Origin of the sequence: Parageobacillus sp. KH3-4 (assembly GCF_022846435.1) — a bacterium.
Lineage (GTDB): Bacteria > Bacillota > Bacilli > Bacillales > Anoxybacillaceae > Parageobacillus > Parageobacillus thermoglucosidasius_A.
This window is the reverse complement of the sequence record NZ_AP025627.1, coordinates 2,360,361-2,373,677: the sequence shown is the minus strand read 5'-3', so window position 1 is coordinate 2,373,677 and position 13,317 is coordinate 2,360,361. Positions and strand designations below refer to the sequence as shown.

General features: G+C 44.6%; 9 protein-coding genes and 1 pseudogene. 7 read left to right on the top strand and 3 right to left on the bottom strand.

All coding sequences use genetic code 11. The annotated features are described in order from the left end of the window. Window positions 1-700: 700 nt before the first annotated feature. The 4 genes and pseudogenes from MWM02_RS12010 (at window position 701) to MWM02_RS11995 (ending at window position 6,339) form a co-directional block, all read left to right on the top strand. Window positions 701-847, top strand: a complete 147-nt coding sequence (locus MWM02_RS12010; protein ID WP_157778151.1) for a hypothetical protein — start codon at window positions 701-703, stop codon at window positions 845-847. A 390-nt stretch (window positions 848-1,237) separates the two neighbouring features. Continuing rightward, on the top strand, window positions 1,238-2,956 hold the full coding sequence (locus MWM02_RS12005) for a serine hydrolase domain-containing protein (RefSeq protein ID WP_244402107.1): 1,719 nt from the start codon (window positions 1,238-1,240) through the stop codon (window positions 2,954-2,956). A gap of 18 nt (window positions 2,957-2,974) precedes the next feature. Continuing rightward, window positions 2,975-5,067, top strand: a pseudogene (locus tag MWM02_RS12000) (glycoside hydrolase family 3 protein). Between the two features lie 15 nt (window positions 5,068-5,082). Continuing rightward, the gene (locus tag MWM02_RS11995; RefSeq protein ID WP_244402106.1) at window positions 5,083-6,339 is read left to right on the top strand and encodes an exo-beta-N-acetylmuramidase NamZ family protein; all 1,257 of its coding nucleotides are present in this window, start codon (window positions 5,083-5,085) and stop codon (window positions 6,337-6,339) included. 603 nt (window positions 6,340-6,942) lie between these two features. On the opposite strand, the gene MWM02_RS11990 is transcribed toward MWM02_RS11995, so the two are convergent. Next, window positions 6,943-7,818 (bottom strand): fructosamine kinase family protein, encoded by an 876-nt coding sequence (locus tag MWM02_RS11990; protein WP_064551275.1) that lies wholly within the window; start codon window positions 7,816-7,818, stop codon window positions 6,943-6,945. Beyond that, window positions 7,818-8,543, bottom strand: coding sequence for an NAD-dependent deacylase (locus MWM02_RS11985; RefSeq protein ID WP_244402105.1), 726 nt, complete (start codon window positions 8,541-8,543; stop codon window positions 7,818-7,820). Before MWM02_RS11985 ends, MWM02_RS11990 begins: the two co-directional genes overlap by 1 nt. A gap of 158 nt (window positions 8,544-8,701) precedes the next feature. Between MWM02_RS11985 and MWM02_RS11980 the strand changes: the two genes are divergently transcribed. Continuing rightward, a complete protein-coding gene (locus tag MWM02_RS11980; RefSeq protein ID WP_064550814.1) occupies window positions 8,702-9,256 on the top strand; it encodes a DJ-1/PfpI family protein in 555 nt (184 codons plus the stop codon). 104 nt (window positions 9,257-9,360) lie between these two features. Here MWM02_RS11980 and MWM02_RS11975 read toward each other — a convergent pair whose 3' ends face one another. After that, entirely contained in the window at window positions 9,361-10,257 is an 897-nt protein-coding gene (locus tag MWM02_RS11975) for a DMT family transporter (RefSeq protein WP_064550813.1), read from the bottom strand. A 640-nt stretch (window positions 10,258-10,897) separates the two neighbouring features. Between MWM02_RS11975 and MWM02_RS11970 the strand changes: the two genes are divergently transcribed. Together MWM02_RS11970 and MWM02_RS11965 are read left to right on the top strand one after the other, a co-directional pair. Beyond that, entirely contained in the window at window positions 10,898-12,340 is a 1,443-nt protein-coding gene (locus MWM02_RS11970; protein WP_244403626.1) for an NAD-dependent malic enzyme, read from the top strand. Between the two features lie 417 nt (window positions 12,341-12,757). Next, on the top strand, window positions 12,758-13,300 hold the full coding sequence (locus tag MWM02_RS11965; RefSeq protein WP_064550812.1) for a helix-turn-helix domain-containing protein: 543 nt from the start codon (window positions 12,758-12,760) through the stop codon (window positions 13,298-13,300). The last annotated feature ends 17 nt before the right edge of the window (window positions 13,301-13,317 follow it).

Here is a 13,317-nt window from a genome sequence, read left to right as displayed (position 1 = left end):
GGGGGAATCCTCTCGTTCAGTCGAAATATGAAGGGTTCAATAGTGTTTAAGAACGTATATTTTTGTTTATAGAGCATTATACATCAAAAAAGCACCTCCAACTATACATTTTTCACATTACCGCTTTCTTCAAAGAGTTTTTCTCAAATATAGAAGAAAAAAAGCTTGAGCTTGGTCTTTTCATCTAGACTTTCTTCTTTTTGTATAAAATGTGGTAAACATGGAGGTATATGATTTATTTTAAGGGAATGAAAAGATAGAAATACGCAGGATATTTATTAGGTATAGTGTTGATATTGGCTGACATTATTTTTTTGTATCTAATTAGAAAATATTAGATCGTTTTACAAATACAAGATTGAACATCGGCTTAATGGAATTGCTTTACGGGTTGAGAACGGTTTTTGTCTATGCCATGATTTTTTAGGCAGATGGATGTTTGTCTGTGAGGCGTTGGCGTTTGGCATTACGCTCGCTCTGATCGGGCAGATTTATAACTCCCATGCTGACAACTATTGGCTGTTTATCATTTAGCTTGTTCCAACGGCGGCGTTGGCGTGGATTACGAAGTATGAAGCGGTTTCTGTCATTAGTATCGCGCTACTTATTATTGGCTAACGTTTTTGCAGGGAGATGATATGCAGTTGTTTTATGATAGTTTGACGATCCAGTCTTTAATAGGAATAGAAAAGTACAAATAGTGCTGCGAAAGGGCCAAGACGGCGTGCATCGCTTTGCGGATATCTATGCGATAAACAGGCAACAACATGAGGAGTACGTTCCGCAAGGCGGCGATGTAATCATCAATGGAACGTTTTATGGCAATACGGTTCGTGTATGGAATTGAATCATATTTATTCCGGAAGGAGAAGGAACGAAATGTCAGGAGAAGACCTTCTTTGCCTATGTGCATGTTAGTGAGGATGGAGATGCGCTGCTCGAAAACATCAGCGGCGAATGACGGATCCTTTTATAGTTTGATAAAGCTAATTCAAAAAGGGAACTGACGCGTGAATTATTTTTGATTGGAGATTAGGAAAAACGTCTTGATCAAATCAGGAGCAAAGTGGTATATACGCCTATACCATAAATTGCTATTCTATTATTAAAAATGAAACCCCTTCCAACATCTCTGCTTCCACATTGACATTGATCCCTTCTTTCTTTGCCCCAAGACAATGCACCAGAAGAAATATGCTTTCTTTAATTAGTTATTTCGATGAAAAGGAGGTTGCTCATGAACAATCGGTCTATTTCCGTTGTTTTGTCGTCTATAATGCTAAGTTCAACTATCTTTTCTTCATCCCCATCTGTTTTAGCAACATTTCATAAACATCCATCTCCTACGATCGAGCAAATGGAAAAGAAAGCATATCGAACAACTCGGTCAAAAATGCAAACGCCTTTTTCTTGGGATCGTCCAGGCCCCGTTTTTGCCGTTATACACCATGGATCGCCTAAAGCGGCTGGCATGAGGGAAGAACCTTTGCGGAAAATCGATCAAGTAATCGAACAGGCGATGCGTGACCATGTTATCCCAGGGGCGGTTGTTTATATTGTTCGGAGAGGAATCATTGTCAAACATGAGGCGTATGGATACGCAAAGCGATATGAGGATGATGCGTTTACCGAATCCAAACAGCCGATACCGATGCGGGAAGATACTATTTTTGATTTAGCTTCCATCAGCAAGCTGTTTACGACGACTGCGGCGATGAAACTATATGAGCAAGGAAAATTTTCGTTAGATGACCCTGTTGCCAAATACATTCCTGAGTTTGCGAAAAATGGAAAGGAAAAGGTGACGATCCGGCAGTTGATGACCCATACTTCCGGGCTTGCGGCGTGGATTCCGTTGTATCAAATGGGAGACAATCGCGAAGACCGTTTGCAATTCGTGTTTGCCCAGCCGCTTGAACATCCGCCAGGGACAACGTATATATACAGTGATTTGAACATGATGACATTAGGAGCGCTAGTGGAGCGGTTGTCCGGTTTGCGCCTTGATCAGTTTGTGTATAAATATATTACGAAACCGCTTGGCATGAATGATACGATGTATAATCCTTCCCCACAATTAAAGGAGAGAATTGCAGCTACAGAATATCAGCCGTGGACCGGAAGAGGGCTTGTCTGGGGGGAAGTCCATGATGAAAACGCGTGGGCGCTGGACGGGGTGGCCGGTCATGCAGGAGTGTTTTCGACTGCTCACGATTTAGCCATTTTTGCTTCGATGTTTTTACAAAACGGAAAGTATGGCGGTAAGCGCATCCTGCAGCCTGAAACCGTCCGGCTATTAATGGAAAACCAAATTCCGCAATTCCCTGGCAATGACCATGGACTAGGATGGGAACTTGCTCAAGGGTGGTACATGGATGCGCTGTCGGAAAGTACGACGCTGGGGCATACTGGGTATACAGGCACATCGATGGTCGTAAGCCCGAATAATCATGTTATTGCTATTTTATTGACGAATCGTGTGCATCCTACGCGGAATACCGTGTCTACAAATCCGCTGCGCAGACAAATTGCCCGTTTAACGGCCGATGCGATTCCAGTGGCAATGCCTAGTAAAAAACGAGCCTGGTTCGCAGGGTACGGTGACGGTTTGAATGCAGTGCTATCGACAAATGTAACATTAAACGAACGGGCAACATTAACGTTTGATACGTGGTATCGAGTCGAACCGAACGCTGATTTTGGTGTAGTGGAAGTATCACAAGACGGCATTCATTGGACGCAAGTCGGAGAATGGCTGACAGGCAGCAGTGGAGATTGGGTGACAAAGACCGTGACAATTCCGGCACATACTGTCTCGATTCGTTTTCGCTATCATACCGATGCTTCTGTCAACGGGCGTGGCTGGTATGTAACGAATATTTGTCTTATGGATGAAAGCGGTAAAAAGAGGAAGGCAATATGGGAGAGCAGCGAGTGGGAACAGCGTTCATTTTGATATAGAGGAGGAGCAAGGATGTTGTCATTTTATAAAAAAATAACTGTTATTTTGGTAACGGTGATGATGCTCTTCGTTCCATGGACTTCGCCGCAAGCGCATACAGAAAAATCGAAGCCCGACTTAATCATTTATCAAAACATTCCGGAAGTAGATGTGAAAGTCAATGGAAATACGATTTCGTTGCGGGCGCTCCATGTTCATCGGGAAGGATATTTCACCGAAGTAACAGAAGGGCTAAGGTGGAAGTCATCCAATAAAAAGGTAGCTACCGTTGATGATCATGGTGTTGTTACTTTTTTCGGAAAAAACGGAAGAACGTTGATTACGGTGACAGATGGGGCACGGAAAGACCGTATCGCTTTTGCTGCCAAAACCGCTCCTGCAGCGAACAAAAACAGCAAACAGAACGTGAAAGTGGCCGTTGCCAAAGAAAAGGGAAGCCGCTACAACATCATTGAGAAAGCAGTAAACAGCTTAACGTTGGAAGAAAAAATCGGGCAAATGCTGATGCCGGATTTCCGCAATTTCAATGGGAAGCCTGTCACTGCTATGCTTCCGGAAATCAAGGAACTGATACAAACATATCATATTGGCGGCGTCATCTTATTCCGGGAAAATGTAGTGACGACGGAGCAGACGGCAAAGCTCGTCGCGGACTATCAGCAGGAGGCTGAAAAGTTCGGTTTGCTTATGTCGATAGACCAGGAAGGCGGCGTCGTGACGCGGCTGCAGTCAGGGACAAATATGCCAGGGAATATGGCGCTGGGGGCAACGCGTTCCGAACAACTTGCTTACAAAGTGGGGCATGCGATTGGCGAGGAATTATATGCGCTAGGCATTAACATGAATTTAGCACCTGTTTTGGATGTCAACAATAATCCGGACAATCCGGTGATCGGCGTTCGTTTGGCGAAAATCCAGAGCTTGTCGCGGAGCTAGGGATGTCTTATATCAAAGGATTGCAAGACAGTGGGGTTGCCGCTACCGCCAAGCATTTCCCAGGACATGGAGATACCGCTGTCGATTCCCACCTTGGCCTGCCGGAAGTGCCGCACGACCGCGACCGTCTCCAAAAAGTCGAATTGTATCCGTTTCAAAAAGCGATGGAAGCGGGAATTGACGCGATTATGACTGCCCATGTCACGTTCCCGAAAGTCGATGATACAAAGGTGATTTCGCAAAAAGACGGAACGGAAATTTCGCTTCCTGCCACTTTGTCGTATAAAGTGCTGACCGAGTTAATGCGCGAAGAAATGGGCTTTAATGGTGTCATTATTACCGATGCAATGAATATGAAGGCGATTAGCGATCATTTTGGGCCAGTGGATGCGGCGGTAAGAGCGGTTCAAGCCGGTGCTGATATCGTGCTGATGCCGGTGGGGCTGGAAGAAGTGGCAAACGGGTTAAAGAAAGCAGTGCAAAACGGTGACATTTCGCAAAAACGCATCAACGCCTCCGTAAAACGAATATTAACGCTAAAAGTGAAACGCGGCATTTTCAAGCAAGAAACACCGCCTGATACGCAAGAAATCGTCAACCAAGCTTTGCGCGTTGTCGGTTCGAAGGAGCATAAACAAGTTGAAGCTGAAGCAGCGGCAAAATCGGTTACACTTGTGAAAAACGACGATGCATTGCCGATTCAAGCAAATGAAGTGAGCAACCTTGTTGTTGTGGGAAATACGATGATGGAATCATTAGAGAAAGCAGTACAGACCTATGTTCCAAATGCGACTGTCATCCAAGCGGCGGCTCTTTTAGATGAAGCGCAGCTGCAAAAAGTGAAAGAAGCAGACGCGGTCATTGTTGGCACGTATACTGCGGACGTCTCAGGAAGATTGCCATCGAGCCCGCAAATGAAAATGGTGCAGCAAATCATCGACAGCACCGAAGCTCCTGTCATCGCAATCGGAATTCGCAATCCGTATGATGTGATGTCCTATCCGAACGTAAATGCCTATCTTGCGCAATACGGTTTTCAGCAGGCAAGTTTCCAAGCGGCAGTAGATGCAATTTTCGGAGTAAATACACCGACTGGCAAACTTCCGGTAACGATTCCAAGTTATGATGGCGGCGTGCTGTATGAATACGGCCATGGCCTCACTTATTAAAAAGGGGGCGATTTCATGCGGAACCGATGGTGGATTGTTTTTTCGGCAGTGATCTTGAGTTTGTCGCTGTTTACGGGTGTATTGGCAAAAGGGCCATCAGAAGAGAAAAAGAACCAAAAACTAGAGCTTGGCATAGAAGTGCTATTAAAGGAGAAGAAGTACTTAATTAAAGGAAAACGGGTTGGGCTCATTACGAATCCAACAGGTGTTGACCAACGCCTAAACAGTGTGGTGGATCTCCTTTACAATGACCCTGACGTCCAGCTTGTCGCTTTATACGGCCCGGAACACGGGGTGCGCGGCAGTGAGCAAGCCGGCGAATATGTTCCTTTTTATATCGATGAAAAAACGGGGCTTCCGGTATATAGCTTATACGGACCAACGAAAAAGCCAACACCGGAGATGTTAAAAGGAGTTGATGTGCTTCTTTTTGATATTCAAGACGTCGGCACCCGCTGCTATACGTACATTTATACGATGGCTTACGCAATGGAAGCGGCGAAGGAAAACAACATTCCATTTATCGTTTTAGACCGTCCGAATCCGTTGGGCGGCACCAAAGTAGAAGGACCTGTGCTCGATCCCAAGTATTCATCGTTTGTCGGCATGTATCCGATTCCGTTGCGCCATGGGATGACAGTTGGCGAATTAGCCTTATTATTTAACAAAGAGTTTGGCATCGGAGCCGATGTGAAGGTCGTGAAAATGAAAGGCTGGAAGCGTTCCATGTATTACGATAATACAGGGCTGCAATGGGTATTGCCATCACCGAATATGCCGACGCTTGATACGGCGCTGGTGTACCCGGGAGCAGCTCTCATCGAAGGAACAAACGTATCGGAAGGAAGAGGAACGACAAAGCCGTTTGAACTGATCGGCGCTCCGTTTATCGACAGCATCGGATTAGCGGAGAAACTAAACGCTCTGCATCTGCCAGGGGTTATTTTCCGCCCGGCAAGCTTTACGCCGACCTTTTCCAAATATAGCGGAAAATTAACACATGGCATCCAAATTCATGTGACGGATCGTCATGTGTTTGAACCAGTAGAAACCGGTTTATCCATTGTCAAAACCATTCATGATTTATATCCAGATCAATTTGCCTTTAGCCAAGAAAACAGCCAAGGCGTTTCGTATTTTGATCAGCTCATCGGCAATGGCTGGATGCGCCAGGCAATAGAAGACGGAATGCCAGTGGATGAAATGAAACAAAAATGGGAGAAAGAGATAGAAGCATTTATGAAGGTCAGAAAGAAATACTTGCTTTACTGATGAGAGATGTTCCTATGAGAAGCTTGCTTTACCTTTGTGGTTTTTGGCAACGATGAGGGAGGCGCTTCCAGTCCGAATGTTGCCGAAGAATTAACACAAGCGCTGCCAGCACTTCAAGAACTAAAAAATAACCGCTAACGTTATGTAACTATAACTCTAGAGATGAAGACAAAACTCATTCTGTTTCAGAGTGGGTTTTGTTTTTCACAATAGTTAGCTAATTAAGTCCCAGACAGAAAAAGCGATTTTGTTTTCCGAATGATCCAAGTCACTGGACTTAAAGTGGAATTTTAATAATGGCTTGATTTGTGGCATTTCTGGAAAGAATTGTCCCAGATGCCATAAAAGAAGGAAGTAAAGACATTGTTCCTGCGCTAATGCAAGATGGTGACAGCGTTTAGACAACAAGTGTTTCAAAAGGATGAAACAACATGGCGGACGCCCATTGCCAGCCAGTATGATGCGGAACAAACCAGTAAGTAGGCGTTGCATGTTTATCTGGATTTTAGGATGATGTGTCGTTGAAATAAAAAGACTTTCATTGGATACATCCTTTCCTGATTTAACGGGGAAAGGATGTTTGCAATTGCTAGAAAAAAGCAGTTAGTTGCCGCCAACATACCAACGCAAAACGCGGTCGACCGCGCCGCCATACGATTCCCCAAATAAGTTCAAATGCACAAGCAAATAGAAAAGCTGGTACAATTGTTTCCTTTCATGATAGTCGGAAGAGAGCGGCATCCGTTCGTTGTACGATTCGTAAAAGCGGCTAGGGAATCCGCCAAACAGTTCAGTAAAAGCGATTTCAAATTCATAATGTCCGTAAAATACGGCGGGATCAATCAAATACGGAACGCCGTTTGCACCGACGATCCAGTTTCCGCCCCAAAGATCGCCGTGCAATAAGGACGGAGAGCAATCTTTTGGCAGCCAGCGTTCCAAGGAGGAAAGCAGCTTTTCGAGCTTATTTCGCCGCTGTGCAGGCATTCGCCCTTTTTGTTCCGCCAACTCGATTTGTGGAAGCAGGCGGCATTCCCGAAAATAGTCGATCCAGTTTTCATACCATCCGTTTTTTTGTGGCAGCAGTCCAATATAGTTGTCTTCAGCAAAACCAAACGAAGGCCCGTAACATTGGTGAAGACGGGCGATGGCGTGGCCGAGCTGTTCGGCCGTTTTGTTCGTTTCTTTCCCTTCAATCCATTCTAAAATCAGAAATCCATAATCGTTTGTTTCTTGCACTCCGTAAACAAACGGAACGCGGATGGCGCCTGCGTTGCGAAGCGTCTCAAGCCCCATCTTTTCACATTCGAAAAAACGCGGGGGAAGAAAGTGGCGGATTTTAATAAAGTATTGCTGTTTGCCGCTTTGGACGTAAAAAGAATCGTTGATGTCCCCGCCGTGTACGCGGCGATATTGTTGTATAGGAGTCGAATCGCCAATATGCTGCAAAGCTTCTCGTAAGATCGTTTCTGTACTCATCATTCACCACTCTCCTTCAGTTCACGATCAATTTCGCGAAGAACGTCGCCGATTTTCCGTTCATGAATGGCGATATCTGCAATGTCATCTAATTCGGTCGGCTCCCAGTTTACAATGACGACTTTCGCGCCATTCCGTTTGGCAATGACCGGCAGCTGATTTGCGGGGGAAACTTGAAGTGAAGAACCAAGCACGATCAATAAATCGGCCCTTTGCGCCGCCTGCCATGCTTTTTCAATGGCGTCTTCCGGAAGCATCTCTCCAAACAGGACAACGGAAGGGCGCAAAAAGCCGCCGCATTCGCAGTTGAGTTGGTTGCGAAGATATGCTTCGCTATTTAGCGTGTTGCCGCACCGCTGGCAACGGACCGTCCGCAGCGAGCCGTGCAGTTCAATGACACGGCGGCTGCCTGCTTGCTGGTGAAAGCCATCCACATTTTGCGTGATAATTTGTTTAATCAGCCCACGCCGTTCCCAGTCAGCCAAAATGGTGTGCCCTTTGTGCGGTTCGCACGATCGGAGGGTGCGGATACGGTATTGGTAAAATTCGACAAATGATTGGCGCTGATGTTCAAGCGCGTAGGTGCTCGCTAATTGCTGTGGATTAAAGCGATTCCATAACCCTGTTTTAGCCGAACGAAAATCGGGGAGTCCGCTTTCCGTCGACATGCCCGCTCCGGTTAGAACGACGGCATGGCAGGCGGATGCAAGCCATGAGGAAATCATGCTTTTTCTCTCCTTTGCACATAGTTTTGGCATTTTTATTTTATTATAAAAATGAACAATTTTCTTATTTTGTATTTCGGCAAGCATTTCGCTTTCTCTTTTTTCCATCTTTCGCTATGATAAAGATGCAAAGAAAAAATAGGTAAGGAGGCATGACGATGAGCAAAAAAGTGTTGATTGTAACGGGAGATGCCGTCGAAGCGCTGGAAGTGTATTATCCGTATTATCGTTTATTGGAAGAAGGACATGACGTCACAATCGCCGCGCCGAAGAAAAAGAAATTGCAGACGGTAGTGCATGATTTTACTGGCTGGGATACGTACGAGGAAAAGCAAGCATACCTCATCGAGGCGCACGCGGCATTTGCCGATATCGACCCAACGCAATATGATGCCATTGTCATTCCGGGAGGACGCGCGCCGGAATATATTCGTCTTGACGCAGACCTTCAACGCATTGTTAGACATTTCTTTGAAGCGAACAAACCGATCGCTGCGATCTGCCATGCGTCGCTCATTTTTGAAACGATGCCGGATCTGTTGAAAGGCCGCAGCCTGACTGCTTACATCGCCTGCAAGCCAGGCGTGGAAGCGCTAGGGGCAACGTATGTGTCTGACAGCACGATACATGTCGACCAAAATCTTGTTTCTGCTCATGCATGGCCGGATCTTCCTGCCTTTATGCGTGAATTTCTCCGCTTGCTTCAAAAATAATGCTTAAATCCCCTCAAGGCAGCTTGAGGGGATTGATTTATGTTTATGTGGTTGCGTTTTTTTTTTTGCGATTAAGTCAGGGAAAACAAAATTTTATACAATCATTAGGATTTGACCTCTTTTGCCGCGGATGCTTCCGTGTTTCGCACGTTGGTTGCCAAATAAACCCCAGTCAACACGAATGCGCCGCCGATCAGTTGTGATGCGGAAATGTCTCCACCTAACAAAAACGTGATTATTGCGGTAAATACGGCGATTAAGTTTAAATAAATACCCGCGTAGCTCGGTCCCACTTTTTTGACAGACATGTTCCAAAACAAGAACGAAAAAACGGATGGAAACAAACAAATATAGCCGACGCCAATCCATCCTTTCCCGCTTAGCTCAGAGAGCGGCAACGGCTGCGAAAAAAGAAATGGAAACAATAAAAGAATGCTGAAAAATACAGAACAAGTAGTCGCAGTAATCGGAGGAACAGTTAATTTTTTTCCGATAATCGAATAAAGCGCCCACACTACACCTGCCAGCAGCATCATCAAATCACCGCGGTTATAGCTCGTTTGCAAAATCCACTCTAAATGTCCGTTTGTTAAAATAAACAATACACCGATGAGCGAAATGATAAAGCCGGCCGCATTGACAAACGTGATGCGCTCTTTTAAAAGAAAAAACGACAAAAGGACAATAATTGCCGGATTCAACGAGTTGACAATCGCCGCGTTCATCGGCGATGTATATTCCAACGCCCCGTAAAGAAGCAAGTTGTAGCCAATAATACCAAGAACACCGGCGATGCTTAATGGCAACCAAAATTGCTTCATGATTTCTCCGTAACGCGGCCGTTCCAACAGATAGGAGATAGGAAGAAGAAATAAAAACGCGACGGCCCAACGAATGAACGTAAGCCATAAAGGGCTGATCTCTGCAGTGACGTATTTTCCAAATATGTAATTACCTGCCCAAAATAAGTTGGCGAGCACTAAAAAAATTTTTTCTCTCATCTCCATCTCTCCTGACTTATCTCTTTTACTCCATGTTCTTATGTTTGCAGTTTGATGATCGCGGACAATTCCACTCTCGGCCAGTGAGCATGAATCGCCGAAAGCAAAATCATTGTTTGGGCAATTCTCGGCTTTTTGCGCATTCTCTACATATTGACAATAAAAAAGATTTTAATAGTGTGAAATGCGAAATTTTTTATTATAATATACGAAACAGATGTGATAATATTATGATAAATGCATTCGGTACATTAGTAAATGAATAAAGGAAGTGATGGCGACGGCATAAACGATAAAAGTATACTCGGATTATGCGTGTCCGTTCTGTTTTTAGCAGAAAAGCCATTGCAAGAATGCGTATGAAGAAGCACACATCGCCGCTGTTCCGACGTTTGCGATTGGCGGGTTCTTACTGGGATTCGCCCGAAAGAAACATTGGAAAAGGTCAGCGAAGACGAAATCAAGAAACAATCATTCCGCGATTTCAGGGAAGGAATGTCTTGCGCAATCGATGGATGTTGACGCCGCGGTGGGCAAATATTGCGCAGAATAAAAAATTGTCTTTTGTCTATTATTGAGATAACATGTGTACAGTAGAGATTTTAGGTAGATAAAAAATATAAGAGAAAGGTAGATGGCGATGGCATTACCGAGTGGCGCAACGATGAACATTACGATTCGTCTTCAATTTGAAAAAGACCGCGTCACATTCGGCGATATCGCCGCTGCGATCGGTAAAGCGGGCGGAGATATCGTCGGGATTGACGTTATTTCATCGAGCAAAGTACATACCGTGCGCGATATTACCGTTAGTGCGTTGGATACGAAACAATGCGATTTAGTTATTGAAGCGCTGAAAAAAATCAAGGGCGTCAAAATCATCAATGTATCAGACCGCACGTTTTTGATGCATATCGGCGGGAAAATTGAAACGAACTCAAAAATTCCAGTAAAGACGCGCGATGATTTATCGCGGGTTTATACGCCGGGGGTGGCGCGGGTATGCACGGCCATTGCGGAAGATCCAAGAAAAGCGTATTCCTTAACCATTAAGCGCAATACGGTGGCGGTGGTTTCCGATGGCACGGCTGTCCTTGGGCTTGGCGATATCGGGCCGTACGCGGCAATGCCAGTGATGGAAGGAAAAGCGATGCTGTTTAAGCAATTCGCGGGCGTCGACGCATTTCCGATTTGCTTGGATACAAAAGATACCGAAGAAATTGTTCAGATTGTGAAAGCGATTGCGCCGGCGTTCGGCGGCATTAACTTGGAGGATATTTCGGCGCCGCGCTGCTTTGAAATTGAAAGACGGCTAAAAGAGGAATTAGATATCCCCGTATTTCACGACGACCAGCACGGAACGGCGGTAGTGTTGCTCGCAGGCCTGTTAAACGCATTAAAAATTGTTGGTAAAAAGCTGGAAGACATTAAAGTCGTCTTAACGGGAATCGGCGCCGCCGGAATCGCCTGCACGAAAATTTTGCTGGCGGCCGGTGTGCGCAATATCATTGGTGTCGACCGCCACGGTGCAATTCATCGCGGCGAAACATACGATAACCCGTATTGGCAGGAATACGCGCAAATCACCAACCCAGATAACGAAAAAGGAAGCTTGTCCGATGTCATTGCCGGTGCAGACGTATTTATTGGCGTTTCCGCTCCGGGCATTTTGAAGGTGGAAGATGTGAAAAAAATGGCGCGCGACCCAATCGTGTTTGCAATGGCCAACCCAGTGCCAGAAATCGATCCGGAACTCGCGGAGCCATATGTCCGCGTGATGGCGACAGGACGTTCCGATTATCCAAACCAAATTAACAACGTTCTTTGCTTCCCTGGCATTTTCCGCGGCGCACTCGATTGCCGGGCAAAAGAAATTAACGAAGATATGAAACTCGCCGCTGCGAAAGCGATCGCTTCCGTCGTAACGGAAGACGAACTAAACGAAACGTATATCATTCCAAGTGTATTTAACAGCAAAGTAGTGGAACGAGTACGACAAGCGGTAATGGAAGCAGCATACCGCACCGGCGTGGCGCGGAAAGATAACATTCCTTTAGGGGGATATTCTGGAGGGCAAAAGTAAATCTGCTGTTCGGGCAAGACTGTTGACAAAAAAGGGTTCAGACAAACGTCTGAACCCTTTTTATATATGGATGAGTCAGAAACAGCCTGTAATGATTTTTATTTTATACTCCGTGCGTTTTTTGGATTACAACATACGTAATGGAATAATATTCAAAAAAACTTGCAATTCATTATTAGAACAACAATGATGCCTAAAATTTTAGCGAAGCATTGCTAGTTCAAAAGAAAAAGAGAGGAGATTCGCTGATTGGACAAAAACATTCCATAATAGATTTGATATAAAAAATCTATTTTTATTTTTCTTAATATTATTTAAATTTTGTTAAATATATGCTAGTATTAAGAAAATACAGTATTACTTAAATAAAATTAAGTATTTCTAAAATAACTAATGTAGTATGAGAGGAAGTTTAGGATGGATGAAATTCATAAGAAAATAAAGGCTATACGATTAAGAAATGGTTTAACACTTAAGGAGCTTAGTGAAAAAACCGACTTATCCATAAGCTTTTTATCCCAAGTTGAAAGAGGAACATCGTCTTTGGCAATTACATCTTTAAAAAAGATTGCAGATGCATTAAACGTTAAGATCACAGAGTTCTTCGAAACTGAATCAAACGATAATTATCTCGTAAAAGTAGAACAGCAAAAGCCTTTTAAAATTGAGGGATCTGATTTTACCTATGTACGTTTAAGCGGCGAATTTAGCGGAAGAGTACTTGAGCCGATGCTTGTTACTTTGGCGCCCGGACAAATGCGCACGCAGACTTTCCATCATCCTGGTGAAGAGTTTTATTACGTGTTAAAAGGAGCAGCGCTATTTAATGTGGATAACGAAGAGTATTTGATCCGTCAGGGGGATAGTCTGCATTTTCCTTCGACTTGCCCTCATTTTGTAGAAAATGTGCTTGATGAAGAAACCGTTCTTCTCTGTGTATTGACACCAGTTATTTTTTAACTGGTTTATCAATAATT

What these genes read in the sequence shown, in the direction of transcription:
- MWM02_RS11975 (WP_064550813.1), bottom strand. Translation starts at nt 10,257, where the DNA reads ATGAGAGAAAAAATTTTTTTAGTGCTCGCCAACTTATTTTGGGCAGGT.
- MWM02_RS12005 (WP_244402107.1), top strand. Translation starts at nt 1,238, where the DNA reads ATGAACAATCGGTCTATTTCCGTTGTTTTGTCGTCTATAATGCTAAGT.
- MWM02_RS11985 (WP_244402105.1), bottom strand. Translation starts at nt 8,543, where the DNA reads ATGATTTCCTCATGGCTTGCATCCGCCTGCCATGCCGTCGTTCTAACC.
- MWM02_RS11980 (WP_064550814.1), top strand. Translation starts at nt 8,702, where the DNA reads ATGAGCAAAAAAGTGTTGATTGTAACGGGAGATGCCGTCGAAGCGCTG.
- MWM02_RS11990 (WP_064551275.1), bottom strand. Translation starts at nt 7,818, where the DNA reads ATGAGTACAGAAACGATCTTACGAGAAGCTTTGCAGCATATTGGCGAT.
- MWM02_RS11995 (WP_244402106.1), top strand. Translation starts at nt 5,083, where the DNA reads ATGCGGAACCGATGGTGGATTGTTTTTTCGGCAGTGATCTTGAGTTTG.
- MWM02_RS11970 (WP_244403626.1), top strand. Translation starts at nt 10,898, where the DNA reads ATGGCATTACCGAGTGGCGCAACGATGAACATTACGATTCGTCTTCAA.
- MWM02_RS11965 (WP_064550812.1), top strand. Translation starts at nt 12,758, where the DNA reads ATGGATGAAATTCATAAGAAAATAAAGGCTATACGATTAAGAAATGGT.